The organism is Naumannella halotolerans (assembly GCF_004364645.1).
Classification (GTDB): Bacteria; Actinomycetota; Actinomycetes; order Propionibacteriales; family Propionibacteriaceae; genus Naumannella; species Naumannella halotolerans.
The window spans coordinates 1,913,790-1,937,546 of record NZ_SOAW01000001.1 but is presented as its reverse complement, the minus strand read 5'-3'; the positions used below and the strand labels follow the sequence as shown (position 1 = coordinate 1,937,546).

The following is a 23,757-nucleotide window of genomic DNA, read 5'->3' as shown; positions in this document are numbered from 1 at the left end:
CGGCGGGGCCCCGGTGGTGAGGCGACCGGGGCCGCACACAGCTGTGTTCACAGCCCGAGTGCGGTCGTCATGTCCGCCCGCAACCGGGTCAGTCGGACCGACAGCTCCGGGTCGACGGCTGATCCCGACGCACCCTCGGCCGGCGGCGCGCTCCAGACCTCCAGGTAGGCCTTCAGCTTCGGCTCGGTACCCGAGGGGCGGACGACCGCGCGTACCCCATCGCCCTCCAGCAGTACACCGTCGGTCGGGGGTAGTCGATCACTGCCGGACAACAGGTCGGTGACCTCCACCGGGCGATCGCACAAGATCGACGGTGGCTGCGCCCGCAGCCGTGACATCGCCTCGGCGATGATCGAGAGATCCTCCACCCGGACCGAGAGCTGGTCGGTCAGATGCCGGCCGTACCGCGTCGCCAACCGGTCCAGCCGGCTGCCGAACGAGGTACCCGCCGCCTTCGCCTCGGCGGCGATGGCCAGGATCGTCGACAAGGCGGTGATGCCGTCCTTGTCGGGTACGTGCTGCGGATCGCAGCAGTAACCGATCGCCTCCTCGTACCCGAAGGCCAGACCGGGCACCCGGCCGATCCATTTGAACCCCGTCAGCGTCGGTACGAAGCGCTGACCATGATCAGCGGCCATCTGCGACAGCAGAATGCTGGAGACGATCGAACAGGCATAGGCGCCCTGCACCCCACGGGCCAGGAAATCCTCGGCGAGCAGCCATCCGAGTTCATTGCCGGTGAGCATCCGCCACCCGTCGGCAGTGGGAATCGCCACCGCACAACGGTCGGCATCGGGATCGTTGGCGACCACCAGATCGACCGGCTCTCCGTCGGCCTCGGCCGCCCGTACCGCCGTGGCGATCGCCAGGTCGATGGCACCGGGCTCCTCGGGATTGGGGAAGCTGACGGTGGGGAAGTCGGGATCCGGTTCGGCCTGTGCGGCGACCTCGATCGGTGCCGGGATCCCGGCCCGCGCCACCACCTGGCGGACCACGGCCGAGCCCACTCCGTGCATCGCGGTGTGGACCCAGCGCAGGGAAGAACCGGCCGCCCGGGCGCCGAGCTCGGCTGCCCGGTCGATGTAACCGGTGAGGATCTCCGGACCCCAATGGGCCCAGTCCTCGGAGCGGGGCAGGTCGGCAAGATCACCGACCGCCGCGATCTGGGCTGCGATCTCGGCATCGGCCGGCGGGACGATCTGCGAACCATCGCCCAGGTAGACCTTGTAACCGTTGTCGACCGGCGGGTTGTGCGAGGCGGTGACCACGATCCCGGCCACACAGTCGGCGGCGCCGATGCCCCAGGCGACCACCGGAGTGGGCACCGGGCCCGGGGCCAGCAACACCTCGAAACCGGCTCCAGCCAGCAGCTCGGCACTGTCTGCGGCGAACACCTCGGAGTTGTGCCGGGCGTCGAAACCGATGATCACCCGCCCGCCGCCGAGACCTTGTCGATCGAGATAGGCGCCGAGTCCTGCCGCCGCCCGGCCGACCACCACCCGGTTCATCCGGTTGGGACCCGGGCCCAGCCGACCGCGCAGACCGGCGGTGCCGAACTCCAGGTCACCGTCGAAGGCATCGGCCAGTTCGGCCAGGGCAGTGCGATCCTCGGCTTCGGCCGCCGCGACCAGAGCGCCGAGCTCGGAAGCGGTGACCGGATCCGGGTCGGCGGCCTGCCAGGCCCGGGCACGATCGAGCAGCGGGTCGCCGGTGCTCACAGCCGTTCCGCCAGACCACGCAACAACGAACGGAGTTTCGGTGCAGCTGCCTGCCCGGCCTCGATCACCTCGGCATGGTCCAGCGGGGTGGGCGAGATGCCGGCGGCGAGGTTGGTGGCCAGCGAGATCCCGAGCACCTCCATCCCGGCCTCCCGGGCGGCGATCGTCTCCAGTGCAGTCGACATACCGACCAGGTCACCACCGAGGACCTTCGCCATCCGTACCTCGGCCGGAGTCTCGTACTGCGGGCCGCGGAACTGCACATAGACCCCCTCGGGCAGGGCCGGGTCGACCTCGCGGGCCAGCTCTCGCAACCGCCGGGAGTAGGCATCGGTGAGGTCGATGAAGGTGGCCCCGGCCAGCGGTGAGGCGCCGGTCAGATTGATGTGGTCGGCGATCAGCACCGGTGTCCCCGGACCCCAGTCCGGGTTCAGGCTGCCGCAGCCGTTGGTCAGCACGATCGCCGTCGCGCCGACAGCGGCGGCGGTGCGTACCCCATGCACGACCGGTACCGCGCCGCGACCCTCGTAGAAGTGGGTACGCCCGGTGAACACCCCGGCGATTCGCCGGTTCGGGGTCTCGACGATCCGCAACTGCCCACCGTGACCGGCGACCACCGGTGCGGAGAAACCGGGCAGATCGGCCAGCTCGAAGGTGTGCACCACCGTGCCGAGATCGTCGGCGGCGGCCGACCAGCCGGAGCCGAGGACCATCGCCAGGTCGAGGGTGCCGATGCCGGCCTCGCGGCGGATCGTCCGGGCGGCCGCCTCGGCCAGGGCTGCAGGATCGTCGAGGTTCGTGCTCACGCGGGCACTATGCCACGTTCGGCCGACCGGGGCAGCGACAAGCCCCGGAGGCGAGTTTCGCCGAACCACTGGACGGCGAGCGACAACCGGGTGTTGAGTCGGTGATCACCTGGACCTTCCAGGAAAGCCGGGGGGAAGGACAAGGGAGAAATGAGTGAAGAAGGCATTGTTGCTCGCGGCATCGGTGGTGGCCACATCCGCCCTGATCGCCCCGCTCAGCTTGACCGGCGCCGTCGCGGCGCCGTTGGAGAAGACCAGTAGCTACATCCCGCCGGCCATCGAGTGGGGTGAGTGTGACAGCGCCCGGCTGGTCAATGCCGGCGCCGAATGCGGCATGTTGGAGGTCCCGCTGGACTACGACCGGCCGAACGCACGCAAGATCAAGATCGCGGTCAGTCGCAAACTGCACACCGATGACGACTACCGGGGAATGATCGCGGTCAACCCCGGCGGACCCGGTGGATCCGGCCTGATCTACTCCGTCCTCGGCGGTTCGATCCCCGACGGTGTCGGCGCGAAGTACGACTGGTACGGCTTCGACCCCCGCGGTGTGGGCAGCAGTGAGCCCGCGCTCAGTTGCGACCCGGACTATGCCGGCGCGGGCTATGACCGGCCGAACTACGTACCGGAGAAGGCCAAGGACATGAAGTGGTGGCGGCAGACCACCAAGCAGTACGCGAAGGACTGCAAGAGCGCCGACGCCCGGGCGCTGCTGCCGTACCTGCGGACCACCGACGTGGCCAAGGACCTGGACAGCCTGCGCAAGGCCGAGGAGCAGGAGAAGCTCAACTACTACGGCTTCTCCTACGGCACCTATCTCGGTCAGGTCTATGCCACCTTGTTCCCCGAGCAGGTCGGTCGCTTCGTCTGGGACGGGGTGCTGAATGCCGACAACGCCTTCTACGAGGCCAATCTGGACCAGGAACGGCAGTTCGACGAGAACCTGGACTACTACTTCCAGTGGCTGGCCGACTACGACGACGTGTACGGCCTGGGCAGCGATTGGCGCAAGATCAAACGGGGCTACTACCAGCAGCTGGACAAACTCGACAAGCGCGCGGCCGCCGACGGCAAACTCGGTCCCGATGAGCTGAACGACGTGATGCTCAGCGCCGGCTACTACGTCTACGGCTGGACCGACATCGCCGAGGCCTATGCGGCCCTGGTCCACGACGGCGACGGCTCCTTGTTGCTGGACCAGTACGGCGGGCCCGGGGACGACAACAGCTTCGCGGCCTACAACGCCGTGCAGTGCACCGATGCGCCGTGGCCGAACTGGAACACGACCAAGGCCGATGCCTGGGCGATGCATGACGAGCATCCCTTCATGGCCTGGAACAACACCTGGTACAACGCGCCCTGCCTGAACTGGCCGGCCGCTGCGAACAAGCAGCCGTTCAAGGTGAGCGGTGCGAAGGTGGACAGTCCGATCCTGATGGTGGCCGAGACCTACGACGCGGCGACGGTGTTCTCCGGTGCCCTGGCGACCCGGAAGAAGTTCCCGGACTCGGTCCTGATCGAGGGTGTCGGAGGCACCACCCACTCGGGTTCGTTGTCCGGCATCGCCTGCACCGACGACACGATCGCCGCCTACCTCGACACCGGTGAGCTGCCGGATCGCAAGTCGGGCAACCGCAGCGACAAGCAGTGCGACCCGGTTCCGGCGCCGGTGCCGGCGACCGCCGACGCCGAGGTCACGGCCAAGGCGGTGGCCCAACGCACCGGCCCGGCGGTCGAGGCGGAGGACGCGATGCCGGCCGACCTGCGCGAGGGACTCCGCCAGGCGCAGGCGAACCGCTGAACCGACACCGTTGGGGTGGCTCCAGATGCCCCGATCGGGCGCCGATCGGGCCTGAACGGCAACTGGAGCCACTCCAGCGGTGAGGTACGCCGACCACGCGGCGGAGGCGACCGACCCTTAGACTCGGCCCGTGACTCGCGTGGTGATTGTCGGTGGAGGCCCGGGCGGATACGAGGCTGCGCTGGTGGCCAGCCAACTCGGCGGTGAGGTGACCTTGGTCGAGGAGGTTGCCCTGGGAGGCGCCTCGGTGCTGACCGATGCCGTGCCGTCGAAGACCCTGATCGCCACCGCCGATGTGATGGACACGATCCGGACCGCCGAGACCCTCGGCCTGCGCGGACGCGAGGAATCACCCTTCGACGATGTCGAGGTCGACCTGGCTGCGGTGAACCAGCGGGTACGCGCGCTGGCCAAGGCCCAGTCGCGCGACATCGCCAAGCAGCTCTCGGCCGCCGGGGTGACCGTGATCGCCGGACGAGGCCGGCTCGACGGACCGGATGCGGTGGTGGTCTCCACCGAGGACGACGAGTTCCGGCTCGACGCCGATGTGGTGCTGATCTCCACCGGTACGCATCCGCGGGTGCTGTCCTCGGCCCGTCCCGACGGGGAGCGGATCCTCACCTGGACCCAGCTGTACCACCTCGACGAGCTGCCCGAACGGCTGATCGTGGTCGGTTCCGGGGTCACCGGCGCCGAGTTCGCCAGCGCCTACGACGCGCTCGGTTCGGAGGTCGTACTGGTCTCCTCGCGGGAGACGGTGCTGCCGGGGGAGGACAACGACGCCGCCCGGGTGCTGCAGGACGTGTTCGAGAAGCGTGGCATGCAGGTGATGGCGAAATCCCGGGCCGAATCGGTCGAGCGCGAAGGCGACGAAGTGGTCGTCACCCTCACCGACGGCCGGCAGGTACGGGGCAGCCACTGCCTGATGGCGGTCGGGTCGATCCCGAACACCGATGACATGGGACTGGTCGAGGCCGGGGTGGAACTCGACGAGGGCGGATTCATCAAGGTGGACCGGGTTTCGCGTACCACCGCGCCCGGGGTGTATGCCGCCGGCGACTGCACCGGTGTCTTCATGCTCGCCTCGGTGGCTGCCATGCAGGGGCGCAAGGGGATGTGGCATGCGCTCGGCGATGCGGTCGAACCGCTGGACCTGAAGAAGGTCTCCTCCAATGTCTTCACCTCCCCCGAGATCGCGACGGTCGGCTTCACCCAGCGTCAGCTCGACGCCGGGGAACTGCCCGCGAAATCGGTCACCCTTGCCCTGGCCGGCAATCCACGGGCGAAGATGCAGGCGATCACCGACGGCTTCATCAAACTGTTCGTACTGCCACTGACCGGGATCATCGTCGGTGGGGTGGTGGTCGCACCGAAGGCCAGTGAGTTGATCTTCCCGGTCGCCCTGGCCTGTTCGACCCGGATGACCGTGGACGAGTTCTCCTCCACCTTCACCGTCTACCCCTCGTTGAGCGGTTCGATCGCCGAAGCCGCCCGGAAGATGCACCGTCGTGACCAGGTGGGTTGAGGTGTCCGACGGTGTGCAGCGACTGGCCGAGCTGATCGCCGGCCGGAGCTGGCTGGCGCTGACCGGCGCCGGCTTCTCCACCGACTCCGGCATACCCGACTACCGCGGCCCCGCTTCACCTCCGGCGAACCCGATGCTCTACGCCGACTTCGTCGGCGACCCGGCGAACCGCCGCCGTTACTGGGTGCGTTCCTACTACGGCTGGCCGCGGATGCGACAGGTCGCTGCGAACCCGGGGCACCGGGCGCTGGCCGCACTCGGGCAGGCGAGCGGGTTGCAGGGGGTGATCACCCAGAACGTCGACGGGCTGCACACCGAGGCCGGCAGCGATCCGGTCCTGGAACTGCATGGGCGGCTGGCCGAGGTGATCTGCCTGGACTGCCGTGCGTCGATCGACCGGGCCGCCTTCCAGCGACAGCTCGAGGCGCTCAACCCCGGCCTGCCCGAGCTGTCGGTACCGGCCGGTGAGGCCGAACTGCGTCCCGACGGTGACCTGGACATCGATGACGAGAGCGGCTTCGTCGTACCGGACTGTCCCCGGTGCGCCGGGATCCTGAAACCGGATGTGGTGTTCTTCGGTGAATCGGTACCCAAGGAGCGGGTCGCCCGGGCCTATGCGATGGTCGAGGCCGCGCAGGTACTGGTGGTGCTCGGATCGTCGTTGACGGTGATGTCGGGCCTACGGCTCGTCCGGTATCAGGCCAAACGTGACCTGCCCGTGGCGATCGTCAATCGGGGAGCGACCCGTGGCGACGAGTTGGCGACGGTACGCCTGGAGGCCGGTACGACCGAGACGATACTGGGGTTGCAGGAACTCCTCGAGACAGCAGTTCGCTGAGACTCCGCACCGACCGGTCGAGTGCGATCCGACGCTGTCGGTCAGTCGCCGAAGATGTCACCGAACATGTCGCCGATGCCCTGACCGATGTCGCCGAAGCCCTCGCCGATGCCCTCGAAGCCCTGGCCGATGCCTTCACCGATGGCCCCGATGCCTTCACCGATACCACCGAAGATGTTGCCTCCGCCGCCGAAGAGCAGACCGCCGAGCATCATGCCGGTGAGCATGTCGGAACCGCGCCAGGAGTTGTAGTAACCCTGCGCCCACGGGGCATAGGCCTGGCCGCCCTCCCAGTAGGGAACGCGCTTGGAACCCACCGGAACGGTACGGACGTAGGGGTCGGCACCGGCCTCGACGCGCTCGGCATCGGCGGCACAGGCCGGTATGTCTCGTTCGGCGCCGCCGGGTGGCGCCCACAGGACGTTCTTCACCGAGGGGCCGTGGGCCGGGTTGAAGAAGCACGGCGGACGCTTCTGCGGCAAGGGGTCACCGGCGATCCGTGCCTTCACACAGGCGACGGCGTAACGGCCGTCCTCCAGGATCTCGGTCACGTTGCCGATCTCGTCGGGGTCCTTCACCGCAGCCAAGGAGGTCTTGGCGTTGTCGTAGGCATCCAGTGCCCGGTGGTAGTCCTGCTGCATCGCCTCGTTCAACGGGTGTCCGGCGACATCGGCGTCGAGGTTCTGCAGTTCCTCACCGAAGCGGGTCACGTCCTCCTCGGCCACCTTCATCGAGGCCGACAGTTGGGACTCCAGCTCCGCGCGTCGGGTGCGGTCCTGCTCCAGGGCTCGGCGTCGCATCATGATGGCGATCACCGCCGCGACCACTCCGATCAGGATCAGGGGGAGAATAAGTTCCACAACGACCATCATGTTCGACAAGTGGGTGCGACGAAACCTGACGCCGACATTTTCAGCGTTTCTTCATGTCGATAGAAGTGCTATCGACATCGGGTGAAGTGGTCACTGTACCGCCGTTGCGGTCGGCCCGCGCCGACCCGGCGAGCAGCGGCCACCGACCGTCATCGCAGACCCGGATCAGTGGGTGCGGTGCTCGATCAGGTGCTCCATCGCCTGGCCGACGATGGTGGCGAACTCGTCCAGCGACACCGGCGCATCCTCACCGCGGGCCGGTTTGAAGGTGAGGGTCATCTGGGTGTCGTCCTCGGTTCCCAGTGGAATGGTGTAGTGCCCGGCGAACTTGACCCTGCCCGAAGCGGTCTCGAGCTCCTCCACGGTCAGGCTGGCGTCGATGTCTTCGTTGCTCACCTGCTTGTGCGCGTCGGCGTCCAACATGAAACCGCCCCTCTCCTCATTCATGGCCCCCGAAGACGGTGGATTCCGCGACTGGTGGCACACCCCTCGACCATTGTTACCCGCGAGTCACTGGGCTGGGTAGTGTTTCGGTAATTCAACCGGCGTCCACCACGTCACAGATGACGCTGCCCCCGGAGACGGACTGCCCGACCTCGGCCTGCAGGCCCGTCACGACGCCCGCTCGGTGCGCCTTCAGGGACTGCTCCATCTTCATCGCCTCCAAGATCACGATCGGGTCACCGGCGGCGACCTCGTCACCGTCGGCGGCCAGCACCTTGACGATCGTCCCCTGCATCGGGCTGACCAGTGCGCTGGCCGCAGCCGGACCGGCCGAGGCGGTGGCCCGGGGGCTGCGGCGGCGGGGGCCCGGCGTCCCACCGGGCGCAGCGGTGTGGCCGACCGGCATACGTACCGGCAGCCGCTTGCCGTTGACCTCGACCACCAGCTCGGTCATCTCCACCGGAGAGGCGGTCTCACCGGCCGGACCGGCGTAGGGGACCAGCTGGTTGTCCCATTCGGTCTCGATCCAGCGGGTGTGTACCGCGAAGTCACCCTCGGCGGTGGTGAAGGCCGGGTCACCGAGCACGGCACGATGGAACGGTACGACGGTGGGCATACCTTCGATGACGAGTTCGGACAGGGCCCGGCGGGCGCGTTCGATCGCCTGTTGCCGATCGGCACCGGTGATGATCAGCTTCGCGATCAACGAGTCGAAGTTGTTCGGCACCCTCATCCCGGCCAGGTAGCCCTCGTCCACCCGTACCCCCGGACCGGTCGGTGCCTGCCAGGCGGTCAGGGTGCCCGCCGCGGGAAGGAAGTCAGCGGCCGGCTCCTCGGCGTTGATCCGGAACTCGATCGAGTGACCCCGCGGTGGGGGATCGGTGTAGCCGAGTTCCTCGCCGTCGGCGATCCGGAACATCTCCCGGACCAGGTCGATCCCGGTCACCTCCTCGGTCACCGGATGCTCGACTTGGAGTCGGGTGTTCACCTCCAGGAAGCTGATCGCGCCGTCGACTCCGATCAGGAACTCGCAGGTCCCGGCACCGACGTACCCGGCCGCCCGGAGGATGTCGCTGGAGGCGGTACGCAGGATCTGCTCCTGCTCATCGCTGAGGTACGGGGCCGGGGCCTCCTCCACCAGCTTCTGGAAGCGCCGCTGCAGGGAGCAGTCGCGAGTGGAGACGACCACCACGTTGCCGTGGACATCGGCCAGGCACTGGGTCTCCACATGCCGCGGGCGGTCGAGATAGCGTTCGACGAAGCATTCACCCCGACCGAAGGCGGCGGTCGCCTCCCGGGTCGCGGAGTCGAAGAGCTCGGCGATCTCGTCCAGTTCCCGGGCCACCTTCATCCCCCGGCCGCCACCACCGTGGGCAGCCTTGATCGCGATCGGCAGGCCGTGCTCGGTGGCGAAGGCGAGCACGGCATCGGCATCGGCGACCGGGTCGGCGGTTCCGGGCACCAGGGGAGCGCCGACCTGCTGCGCGAGCCGGCGTGCCCGTACCTTGTCGCCGAGTACCTCGATGGCCTCGGGGGGAGGCCCGATCCAGGTCAGTCCGGCCTCGATCACCGCCCGGGCGAAGGTGGCGTTCTCGGCGAGGAAGCCATACCCGGGATGGATGGCGTCGGTGCCGCTGGCGGAGGCGGCGGAGAGGATCTTCTCGATCGACAGGTAGCTGTCGGCCGCGGTCTCGCCGCCGAGGGACCAGGCCTCGTCGGCGAGCCGGACGAACAGTGCCTCGGCGTCGGGTTCGGCATAGACCGCGACGCTGCCGATGCCGGCGTCGCGTGCGGCCCGGATCACGCGGACCGCGATCTCCCCGCGGTTGGCGACGAGCACCTTGCTGATGGCCATCTGAACTCCCTCGTTCTCCGGATTGCTCATGGTCAGGATGGGTTGTCACCCATGGTCTGGGTGATCACTGGTGGTCTGGAAGTCACTGCTGGTCTGGATGATCACTGGTCTGGATGGGCATGGGTTGTCCGCCCAGGTGCTGCTCGTCGGGGCCCCGCCGGGTCGAGCAGCCGGTCGAGATCGCTGCGGCATCGTCGTTCGAGATCGTCCAGTTCGGCCAGGGTCTGCTCGATGTCCGCGCGGCGGCGCAGCAGGTCTTCGCGGCGATGGTCGATCTCGGCCAGCAGGTAGCGCAACTGGCCGTCCTCACCGGGCGGGGAGTCGTACATGTCGATGATCCGGGAGATCTCGTCCAGGCTGAATCCGAGCCGGCGCCCGCGCAGGATCAGTTGCAGCCGTACCCGGTCCCGCTCGGAGTAGATCCGGCGCTGTCCGTCGCGTGCAGGGGAGACCATCTGTCTGTCCTCGTAGAACCGGATGGTGCGCAAGGTGACGTCGAACTCCCGTGCGAGTTCGGAGATCGACCAGGTGCGCCGCGCCATGCGCTTACGTTAACGTAAGCGTCAGTGCACAGGGAAAACCTGTGCGACCCACTCCCACGGTGAATGGAGAGGCGATGGCGCCCGATGTCCTGCTGACCGATGAGCACTCCGACTTCCGGCAGGTGGTCGCCGATTTCGCCCGGGAGGAGGTGGCGCCTCATGCCGAGCAGTGGGATGTCGATCACCACTTCCCGACCGAGGCCGTTCGGCGGATGGGGGAGCTGGGTCTCTTCGGGCTGCATGCCCCGGCCGAGTACGGCGGGTACGGCGACTTCACCAGCCTCTGCATCGCGATCGAGGAACTGGGCCGGGTCGACCAGTCACTGGGGATCACCCTGGAGGCGGCGGTCGGACTCGGGATCAACCCGATCGCCACCTTCGGCAACGAGGAACAGAAGTCGCGCTGGCTGCCGGACCTGATCGCCGGGCGCGCCCTGGCCGGATTCGGGCTGACCGAGGCCGAGGCGGGGTCCGATGCCGGTGCGACCCGGACCAGGGCCGAGCTGGTCGACGGGGAGTGGATGATCAACGGCTCGAAGCAGTTCATCACCAACTCGGGGACGCCGATCACCTCGGTGGTCACGGTGACCGCGCGTACCGGTACGAGGGAGAACGGGCGGGCCGAGCTCTCGACCATCATGATCCCCTCCGGCACCCCGGGATTCACCGTGGAGCCGGCCTACCGCAAACTCGGCTGGAATGCCTCCGACACCCATCCCCTGACCTTCGACGGCGTTCGGGTGCCCGAAGATCATCTGCTCGGCGCACGGGGTCGCGGGTACGCCCAGTTTCTGGCCACCCTGGATGACGGCCGGCTGGCGATCGCCGCGCTCGCCCTCGGCTGCATCCGCGCCTGTCGTGACCACGCACTCGACTACGCGGGCTCACGGAAGACCTTCGGTGTGCCGATCGGATCCAAACAAGGTGTGGCCTTCCAGATCGCCGACCTGGACGTGATGGCGCACACCGCGCACACCTTGGTCTACACCGCGGCCCGGATGAAGGACGCCGGTGCCGATCCTGCCGCGTTCAAGCGGATTGCCGCGATCACGAAACTGCAGACCACCGAGATGGCGGTCAGTGCGACCCGGATCGCCACCCAGATCTTCGGCGGGTACGGCTTCATGGAGGAGTACCCGGTGGCCCGGTTCTACCGGGATGCGAAGATCCTGGAGATCGGTGAGGGCACCTCGGAGGTGCAGCGGATGCTGATCGCCCGGGGGCTGGGTCTTCCGGTCGAGTGAGCGTCCAGGGCCAGGGAGGGATTCAGCGGTGACCGAGAACGATGTCGATGCCATCCGGGCAGCCCGGCGGGCGACGATGGCTCCGAGCGAGCGGGCAGCGGCGAAACTCGCCGAGCAGAACAAGCTCTTCGTCCGGGAGCGGATCGGTGCCCTCTTCGACGAGGGGACCTTCGTCGAGGACGGGCAGCTGGCCAATGCACTGGCCACCGGGCTCCCGGCCGACGGGGTGGTCACCGGGCGTGGTCTGGTCGACGGGCGAGCGGCACTGGTGGTGGCCAACGACCCGTCGGTGAAGGCCGGTTCCTGGGGTGCCCGGACGGTGGAGAAGATCATCCGGGTGACCGAGACGGCCCTGCGCGACGAACTGCCGATCTTCTGGTTCATCGACTCCGCCGGTGCCCGGATCACCGATCAGGTCGAGCTCTTCCCCGGCAGACGCGGTGCCGGCCGGATCTTCCACAACCAGGTGGCTCTCTCGGGCAAGGTGCCGCAGATCTGTTGTCTGTTCGGGCCCTCGGCTGCCGGGGGTGCCTACATCCCGTCCTTCTGCGATCTGGTGATCATGGTGGAGGGGAATGCCTCGATGTACCTGGGGTCTCCCCGGATGGCCGAGATGGTGGTGGGGGAGAAGGTCAGCCTGGAGGAGATGGGCGGTGCCCGGATGCATGCGAGCGTCTCCGGTTGTGGTGATCAACTGGCCGACGACGATCACGACGCGATCGAGCAGGCCAAGGCCTACTTCGGGTATCTGCCGTCGAATTTTCGCCGGCATCCGCCGGTCTACGATCCGCTGCCCCCGGCCGAGGAGTTCACCGACGAGCTGGTGCCGGCGAACGAGTCGGTCGGCTACGACATCCGCACGGTGATCACTGCGATCATCGATCAGGACTCCTTCTTCGAGGTGAAGCCGCTATTCGCCCCGGAGCTGGTGGTGGGTTTCGGGTTGTTGGAGGGACGGCCGATCGGGATCGTCGCCAACCAGCCTGCGGTCAAGGGGGGTGTGTTGTTCGTCGACTCGGCGGACAAGGCAGCCCGGTTCATCACCGAGTGTGATGCCTTCAACGTCCCGTTGTTGTACCTGGCCGACGTGCCCGGTTTCATGATCGGGTCCGAGGTTGAGCGGCAGGGGATCATCCGGCACGGGGCGAAGATGATCACTGCGGTCTCCGAGGCGACGGTGCCGACGGTGTCGTTGATCGTCCGCAAGGCCTACGGTGCTGGTCTGTACGCGATGAGCGGTCCCGGATTCGGCCCGGACGCGACCTTGGCCCTGCCGACGGCGAAGATTGCGGTGATGGGCCCGGAGGCGGCGGTGAACGCGGTCTATGCGAACAAGATCAACGCCATCGACGAGGCTGCCGAGCGGGAGACCTATGTGGCCAGCCTGCGCGCCGAGTACGAGGCCGACATCGACATTCTCCGGTTGGCCGCCGATCTGGTGATCGACGCGATCATCGAGCCGTCCGAGGTGCGATCGGAATTGATCGCCCGATTCGCCGCGGCGGCGGGCAAGGACCGCCACTTCTCCGAGCGTCGGCACGGAGTGCCGCCGGTGTAGGTGGCACGGAGTGCCGCCGGTGTAGGTGGCACGGAGTGCCGCCGGTGTAGGTGGCACGGAGTGCCGCCGGTGCGGCTCCCCTCAGCGGCTGACCGGGCGGATGATCAGCGAATCGATCACGCCGTTGGGCGGGGTGTCGACCGCGGTCCGTACCGCTGCCGCGACAGCCTCCGGCTGCAGGTACAGCTCGGGTCGGTAGTCATTGCCACGGGAGGCCTGGACCTCGCGTTGCATATCGGTGTCGACCTTGCCCGGGAAGATGCCGGTGACCCGGATGTCGCCACGGCATTCCTCCCGCAGCGACTCGGTCCAGCCACGCAGTGCGTACTTGGAGGTCGAGTACAGGATGCCGCGGGGGCCGGGGGTCATTCCTGCCCCGGAGTTGATCGCCACGACCATTCCCTTCCGCAGCCGCAGTGCCGGCAGCAGCAGGCGGGTCAGGTCGGCGACGGCGACCAGGTTGGTCTCCAGCACCTGCCGCCAGTCCTCGCGGGTCGCTTCGGTCACCGGCTGGACGTTGTAGACCCCGGCCGAGTGCACCAGGACATCCAGCCCGTCGGCGAGGGCCGCACAGGTATCGACCGCCTCGGCGGTGGCCCGGGCATCGTTCAGGTCGACGACGAACGGTTCTGCGTCGGGCAACTCGGTCGCCAGGGCAGCAGCGGCCCGGGCGTCACGCCCACCGATCAACACCCGATGGTCGGGGGCCAGGCTGCGGGCGATCGCGGCACCGATGCCGCGGGTGCCACCGGTGACCAGTGCCACCGGACGCGGCGGATCGATCACTGCGGAGGCATCTGCCGGATCAGGGTCGGTGGCCGTCGGTGGTTCCGGCGTCTGCGTCATCGGTCTGCTCCTCGGTTCGGGGATGATCGACCCCGGTCGGTTCGGCCCCGGCAGCGGGCTGTGCGTCGTCGCGATCGGTCCCGGGTTCCCCGACCTGGTCATGGTCGTCATCGGGTTGGTCGTGATCGGGATCGTCGTCGTGATCGGGACCGTCGTCATCGGGGTCGTCGTTCTCGTCGTCCGAACTCGGCTTCTTCGGCGCCGAGGCAAGGGTGAAGCCGGCCGAGGACAGGTCATCGGCGAGCTCGTCGATGTCCAGCAGGTCACGATGCACCTGGTTGGTGCGGTACGCCGTACGCCCGATCATGTGCGCGGCGATCGGTGCGGTCATCATCTGCAGGATGATGGCCAGCACCACCCAGCCGGTGATCGACGGATCCCGGATGTAGATCGCGACGCCGATCATGGCGCAGATCAGTCCGAGGGTCTGCGGTTTGGTCGCCGCGTGCATCCGGGTCACCACATCGGGCAGTCGGATCAGGCCGATCGCCGCGGCCAAGGTGAGAAAGGCGCCGGTGAGCAGCAGCAGAGCACCGACCACGTCCAGTACCGGGTCGAGCATCAGCGTCCCCCTGCCTTCGGGGGACGGGTGCCGTCCCGGCCCTTGCTGGACGGGCCCCACTTGACGGCCTTGTCCCGGTCGGAGACGAACCGGGCGACGCTGAGCGAGCCGGCGAAGCCGATCAGTGCAAGGGCCAGGATCACCGGCAGATAGCTGGTGTCACCGGTCTGCACGGTGCGCAGTGCCACGGTCAACATCAACACCGAGATCAACACGTCGGTGGCGACCACCCGATCGAGGGTTCCCGGGCCGCGGGTGATCCGGATCAGCGTCAACACGGCGGCGGCAATCATCAGTGCTGCCGCGAGCAGCAGGATCAGATCGGCGATCATGCACCCTCCTTGCTCAGTGCCTGTTGGATCTCGTCCTTGCTGGCCAGTGCCCGCAGCACCCGGAGTTCGGCCTTGCGGAAGTTGTCCCGGGCATCGTCGACCGCATTGTCGGCCTCGATGTCGAGCACGTGCAGGTAGACCGAGCGAGTGCTCCGACGGGCCTCGACGACCAGGGTGCCGGGAACCAGGTTGACCAGTTCACAGGTCAGCGCCTCGTACAGATCTGAGTCGCTCAACAGGTTCACCCGGATGATCCCGCTGCGTACCGGCGGCCCGGGGCGCAGCACCGTGGCGACCACCGAGATGCTGGAGCGGACGATGTCGACCAGCAGACCGGCGAGCGCCTGCAGGGCCCGCAGCGGACGGAAGCGGCCGGCGAACCAGACCGGCGGCATCGGGAAGACCAGGGTGATGATCAGACCGACCAGCACACCGCTGATCAGGAAGAACAGTGTGTACTCGCCCCACAGGATCACCCAGATGACGGCCAGGACGAGGATCGTCCGCGGTTGCAGACCGAATCGCCGCGGCGGCAGCGGATCGGTCTCGGTGTTCTTGTCAGGTGTCATCGGTACTCCGCAGGCAGAACGGCCCTGAGGTAGGGCTCCACGGCGAGGATGTCGATCGCCGCACGGTCGGTGTAGCCGTACAGCGGGCCGGCGATGACGGTGATGCCCATACCGATCAGCACCAGCACCCCGGCGGTGACGACCATGCCCTGGGGCAGCCGGACCCAGCGACGTTGAACCATCAGCGAGGTGCCGTCGGAACGTACCTCATCGGGGATCTCCCGCCAGAACGCACGGTTCCACACCTTCGCCACCGCATAGAGCGTCAGCAGGCTGGTCAACACCGCACTGATCACCAGCGGGTACGACAGCGGATGCCCGCTCTCCACACCGGCACTGAGCAGACCGATCTTGCCGATGAAGCCGGAGAACGGGGGGATACCGGCCAGGTTCATCGCCGGGATGAAGAACAACACTCCCAGCATCGGTGACAGTGCTGCGAGACCGCCGAGCTTGTTCAACGACGTACTGCCACCGCGTACCTCGATCAACCCGGTCACCAGGAAGAGAGTGGTCTGGATGGTGATGTGGTGGGCGGTGTAGAAGATGGCACCGGCCAGTCCGGCCTCGGTGGCCAGGGCGATGCCCATGATCATGTAACCGATGTGGCTGATCAGGGTGAACGACAGCAGACGTTTGATGTCGGATTGGGCGACCGCACCGAGGATGCCGATCACCATGGTCAACAGTGCCGCCCAGAGCAGCAGGTCCTCCAACGGCGAGTCGGGGAACAACAGGGTCTGGGTACGGATGATCGCGTAGACACCGACCTTGGTCAGCAGACCGGCGAACACCGCCGTCACCGGCGCAGGGGCGGTCGGGTAGGAGTCGGGCAACCAGGCCGACAGGGGGAACACCGCGGCCTTGATCGAGAACACGGTCAGCAGCATCAGTTGCAGCGCCAACTGCAGTTCCGGTGGCAACTCGGCCAGCCGGACCGACAGTTCGGCCATGTTCACCGTGCCGGTGGCGGCATAGATCACCGCGATGGTCACCAGGAACAGGATCGAGGACAGCAGGTTGACGATCACATAGGTGATGCCGGCACGGACCCGTTCGGCCGTACCACCCAGGGTGAGCAGTACGTAGGAGGCGAAGAGCAGCACCTCGAAACCGACGAACATGTTGAACAGGTCACCGGCGATGAATGCGGCCGAGACGCCGGCGGTCAACAGCAGGAAGGTCGGGTGGTAGATCGAGACCGGTGTCTGCCGTCGCCGTTCCTCCAGCTCCGAGCCGATGCTGAACACCAGCACCGTGAGCGAGACCAGGGTGGAGACGAAGAGCATCAGCGCCGACAACCGGTCGACCACCACGCTGACCCCGAGCGGACTCGGCCAGGCACCCAGGGACAGCGCGATCGGACCCGACTGGTCGGTCAGATAGATCAGGTATCCCTCGATGATCAGCACGATCAACAAGGAGGTGGTCGAGATCAGGCGCTGGGCATTGGGTTTGCGGCCCAGGGCCAGAGCCAGTCCGGAGGCCAGCAGCGGCAACAGGACCGGCAGCGGCAACAGGTTGTTCATCGCTGTTCCTTCCTGTTGTCGGTCGGGCCGGTGTCCTCAGCAGTGTGCTCGGCGTCGCTCTCGGCGATGTGCTCGTCGAGTTCATCGGCCGGGTCGGGCTGCTGATCGTCCTCGGCGGGGCCTTCGCCGGAGGCTTCGTCGTCGGCCTCGTCGCTGTCGGGCTGGTCGTCGCCCTCGGATTCGTCGGTTCCGTCGGAGTCGAAGGACTCCTCACCGTCGTCGGTGTCGTCACCGGATTCGTCGGCGTCGGAGTCCAACTCCGGCTCGGGCTCCTCGGGGCGTTCGTCCTCGGAGATGATCACCCGTTCGTCCTCCGACGGCATCGCGGTGTCGGCCTCGTCGAAGGACTGCGAGGCCTGATCCAGGTCGGCCAGCTCGCGGATCTGTGCATCCTCGACGTCGTCGGCGACCTCGTCATTGCCGTTCAGCTGGAAGCTGCGGTAGGCCAGCGTCAGCACGAAGGCCGAGGTACCCAAGGTGATCACGATGGCGGTCAGCACGAGCGCCTGGGGCAACGGATCGGCCATCTCCTCGGCCGGTGAGTTCCCCACCAGGGGCGGTGTGCCGGCCCGGCCGGAGGCGACCAGGAAGAGCATGTTCACCCCGTTGCTGGCCAGCAAGACACCGATCAGGATCCGGGTCAGCGAACGTTCCAGCAGCAGATAGATGCCGGCGCTGATCACCACTGCTCCCACCAGCACCAGGGCCAGGCTGGGCGTCATGTCGGGGTTCACTGCTCACCCCTCACCAGTGCGCTGTAGGCCCGCGGTCCGGTGGTCACCTGAGGGCTCGGAGTCTGGTCCTCCTCCTCCTGGCGATCGATACCCGAACCGAGGGTACGGATCAGGTCGAGCATCACACCGATGACGACCAGGTAGACGCCGATGTCGAAGATCATGGAGGTGACCAGGTAGGGCTCGCCGAGCAACTGGATCGGGCCGAACGGCGTCGGCAGGTCGATCAACTGGTCGACGGTCAGCGAGATCTTGTAGCTCTCACCGATCCGGCCGCCGAAGAACGCCGGGGCGAAGACGCTCAGGCCGGCGACCAGCAGACCTCCGCCGAGCAGCTTGCCCGCATCGATCGGAGCGGCCTCGTCGAGTTCGTTTCGGCCGCCGGCGAGGTAGCGGATGGCCAGCGCGAGACCGGCGATCAGACCGCCGGCGAAGCCGCCTCCGGGCAGATTGTGACCGGCGATCAGGAAGTAGACCGAGACCACCATGATCACACCGAACAGGAGCCGGGTCATCACCTCGAAGACGATCGAGCGGTTGGTCGGGGACAAGGTGGTGCCGCCACGCAGCCAGACCATCGGGCCGGCGGAGGTCTGACCGGCCCGACGCTTGCGGCGGAAGGTACGCCGTTCGGACAGGGTCGCCCGGCGACGGCGGGCGGCCACCCCGCTGAGCTCGGCATTGCGGGTACGGATGAAGATCAGGCTGGCCACACCGGTGGCCGCCACCACCAGCACCGAGAGTTCGTTCACGGTGTCCCAGGCGCGGATGTCGACCAGGGTGACGTTGACGATGTTGCTGCCGAAACCGAATTCGTAGGACAACTCGGGGAACTCCGCCGACAAGGGGGCGCTGATCCTCGAACCGGCGGCGAAGACCACCATGGCGCTGATCATGAAACCGGAGACCGCGGCGATGGTGAAGCGCCACCAGCGGGTCGACTGCAGCGGTCGGCTGGTGAAGTACTTCGGCAGCTTCCGCAACACCAGCACCAGGATCACCAAGGTGACGGTCTCGACCAGAGTCTGGGTGAGGGCGAGGTCGGGCGCACCGTGAAGCATGAACAGCACCGCGGCGCCGTACCCGACGACGCCGGCGAGCATCGCGGCCTTCATCCGTCCGCGGGCCGAGGCGGCGAGCACGGCGGCGACAGCGGTGACACCGGCGACGACCAGCTGGGCCGGTGAGTCGAACAGGCGGAACTCGGTGGGGAACGACGAGGTGGTGAACAGCACGTAGCCCGTACCGACCACGAAGACGATCAGGATCGTGCCCAGGTAGAGCGGCAGCGAACCGCGCTGGGTACGGGCGGTCACCTCCACCGCCACCCGGTCCACCGAGCGCATGATCAGCTGATAGGTCTCGCGGGCCTCGGGAACCCGCGGCAGGGAGACCTGCAGACGCTCCAGCTGATTGCGGCGCCAGAACATCAGCCCACCGACGGCGAGGGCCACGATCGACATCACCAGCGGCGGCTTGATCCCGTGCCACAAGGCGATGCCATGGCTGGGCTCGCCGATCCGGCCGAGCGCGACATAGGGCTCCAGGGCTGCGGTCAGCTGCGGTCCGAGGAATCCGCCGGCCAGCGAGAGCAGTGCCAGCAGCACTGGGACCGCGACGAATCCGGTCGCCGGCGGGCGGCACTCGCTGACCGGCGGGGCCGGCTTGATCTCGGCCGACTTGTCGGTGGCGAAGGTGCCCCAGAGGAAACGCAGGGTGTAGGCCACGGTGAGCGCGGAGCCGAGGATCAGCGCACCGGTGAGGAGCGCTGCGGTGAGTACCGGGACGCCGGTGCCGTCACCGTCGACGACCAGGTACTGCAGGGACTCGAAGGCGGCTTCCTTCACCGCGAAACCCAGCAACGGCGGGATACCGGCCATCGAGGCACCGGCCAGGACAGCGGCGATCGCGGTCACCGGCATCGCCCGGCCGACCCCGGACAGTGCCCGGATGTCGCGGGTCCTGGCGCTGCGGTCCACCACACCGACGATCAGGAACAGGGCCGACTTGAACAGTGCGTGGGCAACCACCATGCCCAGACCGGCCAGCATCGCCGACTGGGTACCGATACCGGCGAGGACCATCAGGAAACCGAGCTGGCTGACCGTGCCGTAGGCCAGCAGCACCTTGATGTCGTGCTGCCGCAATGCCCGGAAGCCGCCGAGGAGCATCGTCGTCGCTCCCAGCGTGAGCAGGATCAGCCGCCAGCCGGGGATCCCGGCGAAGTAGGGGGCGAGCAGCAGCACCAAGTAGATGCCGGCCTTCACCATAGCCGCGGCGTGCAGGTAGGCGCTGACCGGGGTGGGGGCGGCCATGGCCCCGGGGAGCCAGAAGTGGAACGGGACCAGTGCCGACTTGGTCAACGCGCCGACGAGCAGCAGGATCACCGCCACCACGATGGCCGGTGGGGCATGGGTCGGATCCTCGATGACGGCCCGGATCGGTGGGGTGTCGAAGACGTTCGACAAACGGAAGCTGCCGGCGGTGACACCCAGGATCAGGATGCCCACAAGCATCGCCAGACCGCCGAAGGTGGTGACGATCAGGGCTGTCAGCGCGGCTTGGCGGTTGGCATTGTTGGCCGGGTTGTAACCACCCACCAGCAGGTAGGAGAAGACCGTGGTCAGCTCCCAGAAGACGTAGAGCCCGATCAGGTCGTTGGCCAGCACCAGGCCCAACATGGCGCCGGCGAAGGCGGTCAGCACACCGCCGGTACGGGCGGCCGGGTCCCCGGATCCGAAGTACCAGCGACAGTAGGCCAGGACGAGGGCCCCGATCCCGGTCACCAACAGGGCCAGCACCCACTGCAGGGTGGCGATCCGGAACGAGATCGCGATGTCCAGCGAGGGGATCCAGGGCACCGTCTCGACCACCGCGCCACCGGCCAGTACGGTCGGTCCGATGCTGATCAACCAGCCGAAGGCGACGAGCGGGGCGACCGCCAACAACCAGTAGGCACGGGCTCCCAGGAAGCGCATCAGGGCAGGCGCCAAGGCCGCAATGCAGAAGTGCACGGCGATGAGGAGTGTCACCTACGTCCTCTCGTCGATCAGGCCCAGGCAGGCGGGGGGTGGCGGGACTCTCACTTTAGTGGATCGGGCAAGGTGCCAGCACCACCGATCGGTGCGGCGATAGTGCCCGGATCGACCGTCGGCAAGGACATCCCTGTCGCCGCCGTTCCTCGCTGGGCCGAGGAAACTGTGGCCCAGTTGTTATCTGATCGGCCGTCTGTCCTCTCAGCCGTCCAGCCGGCGCAGACCGTCGGCGATCACCATCGCCGTACCCGCGGCATCGCTGGCGGCGAGATCGAGCCGGGCGATGATCGCCCAGTCGTGGTCACCGGCCGGGTCGTCCAGTACCTGCCGCAGTGACCACTGGTCACCGGCCTCGGTGATCTGCAGCAGCTGCGGTGAGCGGGCCGCGGCGTCGATCCCGATGTCGTCGTGGGTGTCGTAGTAGGCGTCCAGGTCATCGGCCCAGTCCTCGGCATTCCGTGGCACCTGTTGCGGCGGGTCGGTCAGCGCTGCCACCCGCTGGTCGATGGCCGCCAGGGCGTCCGGATCATCGCGGGCCGCCGCCATCACCCGGGCGAACATGGCATTGCGTACCGCGACGGTCAGCGCGCGACGGTTCGCGGTGAAGGGGCGGATCGTGGTCACCGGGGCACTGCCGGTGACCGCCTCGGCCGGATTCGTCAACGCCTCCCATTCGTCCAGCAGACTGGAATCGGTCTGCCGGATCACCTCGCCGAGCCACTCGACCAGATCGTCGAACTCCTCGGTCCGCAGCTGTTCGGGAACGGTGTGCCGCAGGGTCCGGTAGGCGTCGGTCAGGTACCGCAGCAGCACGCCCTCGGAGCGGGCCAGGCCGTAGAGGCTGACGTACTCGCCGAAGGTCATCGCCGATTCGTACATCTCCCGGACGATCGACTTCGGCGACAAGGCATCGGCCGACAACCACGGATGGCTCTGCCGGTACGCCTCCAGCGCGGTGTCCAGCAGATCCTCCAGCGGCTTCGGCCAACTGACCTCCTCGGCCAGCTCCATCCGCTCTGCATAGTCCAGGCCCTCGGCCTTCATCGCGCCGATCGCCTCACCGCGGGCCTTGCGCTGCTGGGCGAACAGGACCGCCTTGGGGTCCTCCAGGATCGACTCGATCACCGAGACGATGTCGCGGGCATAGGTCTCCCCATCGGGGTCCAGGGTCTCCAGGGCTGCCAGCGCGAAGGGCGCCATCGGCTGGTTCACCGCGAAGTCGCGTTGCAGATCGACCGTCAGGTCGTAGCGGCGCCCGTCCTCGCGGGCTTCGGGCAGGCGTTCGACCACCCCGGAGGTGATCAGTTCCCGCGCCAGTACCACGGCGTGCTTGCGGAGCCGCCGGCGTGAGGCCTCGTCCTGGTGATTGTCGGTGAGCAGTGTCCAGGCGTTCGCCACCGGATTGCCGCGGCGGGCGAGCAGGTTGATCAACATCGAATGGGTGACCCGCAACCGCGGCTGCAACGGTTCGGGCTCGGCGGCGATCAGTCGGTCCAGGGTCTCGGCGGTCCAATTGATCTGTCCCTCGGCCGGTTGCTTCTTCTTCACCTTCTTCTGCTTCTTCGGGTCATCTCCGGCCTTGGCGATCGCCCGCTTGTTCTCGATCACATGCTCCGGTGCCTGCACCACCACCCAGCCGCGGGTGTCGAAACCGGCGCGGCCGGCGCGGCCGGCGATCTGGTGGAACTCGCGGGCCTTCAGCATGCGCATCTTCGTACCGTCGAACTTGGTCAGGCCGGTCAACAAGACTGTTCGGATCGGCACATTGATCCCGACCCCGAGGGTGTCGGTACCGCAGATGATCTTCAGCAGACCGGCCTGCGCCAGTTGTTCCACCAGCCGGCGGTACTTCGGCAGCATCCCGGCGTGGTGGACGCCGATGCCGGCCCGTACCAGCCTGCTGAGGGTACGGCCGAAGCCGGCGGCGAACCGGAAGTCGCCGATCTTGTCGGCGATCGCATCCCGCTCGGCCCGCCCGACCAGGTTCAGCCCGACCAGCGACTGGGCACCCTCGAGCGCCGCCGCCTGGGAGAAATGGACCACATAGACCGGTGCCCGATCGGCCTCGATCAACTCGGCGATCTTCTCCCCGATCGGCACCTCCGACCACTCGAACTCCAGCGGTACGGGGCGCTCGGTGCCGGCGATCACCGCCGTCTCCCGGCCGGTGCGGCGGGTCAGATCCTCGGTGAACAGGCTGACATCGCCCAACGTCGCCGACATCAGCACGAACTGGGCCTGCGGCAGCAACAGCAGCGGCACCTGCCAGGCCCAGCCGCGGTCGGGCTCGGAGTAGAAGTGGAACTCGTCGGCGATCACGCAACCGACATCGGCCTCGCTGCCCTCCCGGAGCGCGATGTTGGCCAGGATCTCGGCGGTGCAGCAGATGATCGGTGCGTCGGCGTTGACCGAACCGTCGCCGGTCACCATGCCCACATTGTCGGCACCGAAGACGGCTACCAGGTCGAAGAACTTCTCACTCACCAGGGCTTTGATCGGCGCGGAGTAGAAGCTCACCTCGTCCCGGGCCAGGGCCGCATAGTGCGCCGCCAGTGCCACCATCGACTTCCCCGAACCGGTGGGTGTGGAGATGATCACGTTGTTGCCGCTGACCAGTTCCAGCAGCGCCTCCTCCTGGTGCGGATAGAGGGTGGTGCCACGATCCCGCGCCCACTCGCTGAATGCCTCGTAGAGGGCGTCGGGAGTCGGATCGTCGGGAATCGTGTCGGTGAGGGTGGTCGCCATGGCAGTGCCAGCGTGCCACATCGGTTGCTGCGCCGGTGCGTCTTGCAGGTTCGGCTTCGGTGCCTGGGGTGGGGGTTGGTGCCTGGGTTCGGTCGCTGGGGCGTCCCGTGGGCACGCGGGCAGTCAGCGACTCTCCGGGAGGAGCCGGTTGCGAGGGGTGGCGCACCGCTTTTGTGGCTCCAGATGGGCATTTCGTGTGTCG

The 23,757-nt window shown here is 67.5% G+C and carries 19 protein-coding genes; 5 read left to right on the top strand and 14 right to left on the bottom strand.

All coding sequences use genetic code 11. The annotated features are described in order from the left end of the window. Window positions 1-47: 47 nt before the first annotated feature. Together CLV29_RS08985 and CLV29_RS08980 are read right to left on the bottom strand one after the other, a co-directional pair. Complete coding sequence (locus CLV29_RS08985; protein ID WP_133754565.1) at window positions 48-1,718, bottom strand: phospho-sugar mutase; 1,671 nt, start codon at window positions 1,716-1,718, stop codon at window positions 48-50. Continuing rightward, window positions 1,715-2,524, bottom strand: a complete 810-nt coding sequence (locus CLV29_RS08980) for a purine-nucleoside phosphorylase (protein WP_133754564.1) — start codon at window positions 2,522-2,524, stop codon at window positions 1,715-1,717. The genes CLV29_RS08985 and CLV29_RS08980 overlap by 4 nt, the downstream gene beginning before the upstream one ends. A 154-nt stretch (window positions 2,525-2,678) precedes the next feature. Between CLV29_RS08980 and CLV29_RS08975 the strand changes: the two genes are divergently transcribed. From CLV29_RS08975 to CLV29_RS08965, 3 genes are all read left to right on the top strand, one after another. Then, window positions 2,679-4,325, top strand: a complete 1,647-nt coding sequence (locus CLV29_RS08975; RefSeq protein ID WP_133754563.1) for an alpha/beta hydrolase — start codon at window positions 2,679-2,681, stop codon at window positions 4,323-4,325. Window positions 4,326-4,455: 130 nt separating this feature from the next. Beyond that, window positions 4,456-5,850 (top strand): NAD(P)H-quinone dehydrogenase, encoded by a 1,395-nt coding sequence (locus tag CLV29_RS08970; RefSeq protein ID WP_133754562.1) that lies wholly within the window; start codon window positions 4,456-4,458, stop codon window positions 5,848-5,850. Further along, window positions 5,834-6,688, top strand: a complete 855-nt coding sequence (locus CLV29_RS08965) for a Sir2 family NAD-dependent protein deacetylase (RefSeq protein WP_133754561.1) — start codon at window positions 5,834-5,836, stop codon at window positions 6,686-6,688. The genes CLV29_RS08970 and CLV29_RS08965 overlap by 17 nt, the downstream gene beginning before the upstream one ends. Before the next feature lie 41 nt (window positions 6,689-6,729). Here the strand turns inward: CLV29_RS08965 and CLV29_RS08960 are convergent, their stop codons facing one another. The 4 genes from CLV29_RS08960 to CLV29_RS08945 all read right to left on the bottom strand — a co-directional run bounded on the left by CLV29_RS08960 (window position 6,730) and on the right by CLV29_RS08945 (window position 10,401). Next, a complete protein-coding gene (locus CLV29_RS08960) occupies window positions 6,730-7,557 on the bottom strand; it encodes a hypothetical protein (protein WP_133755136.1) in 828 nt (275 codons plus the stop codon). 168 nt (window positions 7,558-7,725) lie between these two features. After that, on the bottom strand, window positions 7,726-8,007 hold the full coding sequence (locus CLV29_RS08955) for a hypothetical protein (protein WP_166649190.1): 282 nt from the start codon (window positions 8,005-8,007) through the stop codon (window positions 7,726-7,728). A 91-nt stretch (window positions 8,008-8,098) separates the two neighbouring features. Then, window positions 8,099-9,889, bottom strand: coding sequence for an acetyl/propionyl/methylcrotonyl-CoA carboxylase subunit alpha (locus tag CLV29_RS08950; protein ID WP_243831805.1), 1,791 nt, complete (start codon window positions 9,887-9,889; stop codon window positions 8,099-8,101). A 71-nt stretch (window positions 9,890-9,960) separates the two neighbouring features. Continuing rightward, entirely contained in the window at window positions 9,961-10,401 is a 441-nt protein-coding gene (locus CLV29_RS08945) for a MerR family transcriptional regulator (protein WP_133754559.1), read from the bottom strand. A 74-nt stretch (window positions 10,402-10,475) separates the two neighbouring features. Here CLV29_RS08945 and CLV29_RS08940 point away from each other — a divergent pair, with 74 nt between their 5' ends. Then, window positions 10,476-11,645: an acyl-CoA dehydrogenase family protein gene (locus tag CLV29_RS08940; protein ID WP_133754558.1), complete on the top strand. Its 1,170-nt coding sequence runs from the start codon at window positions 10,476-10,478 to the stop codon at window positions 11,643-11,645. A gap of 28 nt (window positions 11,646-11,673) precedes the next feature. Beyond that, window positions 11,674-13,203, top strand: a complete 1,530-nt coding sequence (locus tag CLV29_RS08935) for an acyl-CoA carboxylase subunit beta (RefSeq protein WP_243831804.1) — start codon at window positions 11,674-11,676, stop codon at window positions 13,201-13,203. A gap of 81 nt (window positions 13,204-13,284) precedes the next feature. On the opposite strand, the gene CLV29_RS08930 is transcribed toward CLV29_RS08935, so the two are convergent. From CLV29_RS08930 to CLV29_RS08895, 8 genes are all read right to left on the bottom strand, one after another. Further along, window positions 13,285-14,049, bottom strand: coding sequence for an SDR family oxidoreductase (locus tag CLV29_RS08930; protein ID WP_133754557.1), 765 nt, complete (start codon window positions 14,047-14,049; stop codon window positions 13,285-13,287). After that, window positions 14,009-14,611 carry a monovalent cation/H(+) antiporter subunit G gene (mnhG, locus tag CLV29_RS08925; RefSeq protein WP_133754556.1) on the bottom strand — a complete coding sequence of 201 codons (603 nt, stop codon included), beginning with the start codon at window positions 14,609-14,611 and terminating at the stop codon, window positions 14,009-14,011. The genes CLV29_RS08930 and mnhG overlap by 41 nt, the downstream gene beginning before the upstream one ends. Continuing rightward, the gene (locus CLV29_RS08920; RefSeq protein ID WP_133754555.1) at window positions 14,611-14,943 is read right to left on the bottom strand and encodes an MrpF/PhaF family protein; all 333 of its coding nucleotides are present in this window, start codon (window positions 14,941-14,943) and stop codon (window positions 14,611-14,613) included. The genes mnhG and CLV29_RS08920 overlap by 1 nt, the downstream gene beginning before the upstream one ends. Further along, window positions 14,940-15,512: a Na+/H+ antiporter subunit E gene (locus tag CLV29_RS08915; protein ID WP_133754554.1), complete on the bottom strand. Its 573-nt coding sequence runs from the start codon at window positions 15,510-15,512 to the stop codon at window positions 14,940-14,942. Before CLV29_RS08915 ends, CLV29_RS08920 begins: the two co-directional genes overlap by 4 nt. After that, window positions 15,509-17,041 (bottom strand): Na+/H+ antiporter subunit D, encoded by a 1,533-nt coding sequence (locus tag CLV29_RS08910; protein ID WP_133754553.1) that lies wholly within the window; start codon window positions 17,039-17,041, stop codon window positions 15,509-15,511. Before CLV29_RS08910 ends, CLV29_RS08915 begins: the two co-directional genes overlap by 4 nt. Then, window positions 17,038-17,775, bottom strand: a complete 738-nt coding sequence (locus CLV29_RS08905; RefSeq protein ID WP_243831803.1) for a Na(+)/H(+) antiporter subunit C — start codon at window positions 17,773-17,775, stop codon at window positions 17,038-17,040. The genes CLV29_RS08910 and CLV29_RS08905 overlap by 4 nt, the downstream gene beginning before the upstream one ends. Then, complete coding sequence (locus CLV29_RS08900) at window positions 17,772-20,807, bottom strand: Na+/H+ antiporter subunit A (RefSeq protein WP_133754552.1); 3,036 nt, start codon at window positions 20,805-20,807, stop codon at window positions 17,772-17,774. The genes CLV29_RS08905 and CLV29_RS08900 overlap by 4 nt, the downstream gene beginning before the upstream one ends. Window positions 20,808-21,011: 204 nt before the next feature. Beyond that, the gene (locus CLV29_RS08895) at window positions 21,012-23,555 is read right to left on the bottom strand and encodes a DEAD/DEAH box helicase (protein ID WP_133754551.1); all 2,544 of its coding nucleotides are present in this window, start codon (window positions 23,553-23,555) and stop codon (window positions 21,012-21,014) included. Between the last annotated feature and the right edge of the window lie 202 nt (window positions 23,556-23,757).

Excerpts from the sequence above, each read along its gene's own strand:
- CLV29_RS08960 (WP_133755136.1), bottom strand. The coding sequence starts at position 7,557 with ATGGTCGTTGTGGAACTTATTCTCCCCCTGATCCTGATCGGAGTGGTC.
- CLV29_RS08920 (WP_133754555.1), bottom strand. The coding sequence starts at position 14,943 with ATGATCGCCGATCTGATCCTGCTGCTCGCGGCAGCACTGATGATTGCC.
- CLV29_RS08895 (WP_133754551.1), bottom strand. The coding sequence starts at position 23,555 with ATGGCGACCACCCTCACCGACACGATTCCCGACGATCCGACTCCCGAC.
- CLV29_RS08950 (WP_243831805.1), bottom strand. The coding sequence starts at position 9,889 with ATGAGCAATCCGGAGAACGAGGGAGTTCAGATGGCCATCAGCAAGGTG.
- CLV29_RS08945 (WP_133754559.1), bottom strand. The coding sequence starts at position 10,401 with ATGGCGCGGCGCACCTGGTCGATCTCCGAACTCGCACGGGAGTTCGAC.
- CLV29_RS08930 (WP_133754557.1), bottom strand. The coding sequence starts at position 14,049 with ATGACGCAGACGCCGGAACCACCGACGGCCACCGACCCTGATCCGGCA.
- CLV29_RS08915 (WP_133754554.1), bottom strand. The coding sequence starts at position 15,512 with ATGACACCTGACAAGAACACCGAGACCGATCCGCTGCCGCCGCGGCGA.
- CLV29_RS08910 (WP_133754553.1), bottom strand. The coding sequence starts at position 17,041 with ATGAACAACCTGTTGCCGCTGCCGGTCCTGTTGCCGCTGCTGGCCTCC.
- mnhG (WP_133754556.1), bottom strand. The coding sequence starts at position 14,611 with ATGCTCGACCCGGTACTGGACGTGGTCGGTGCTCTGCTGCTGCTCACC.
- CLV29_RS08955 (WP_166649190.1), bottom strand. The coding sequence starts at position 8,007 with ATGAATGAGGAGAGGGGCGGTTTCATGTTGGACGCCGACGCGCACAAG.
- CLV29_RS08940 (WP_133754558.1), top strand. The coding sequence starts at position 10,476 with ATGGCGCCCGATGTCCTGCTGACCGATGAGCACTCCGACTTCCGGCAG.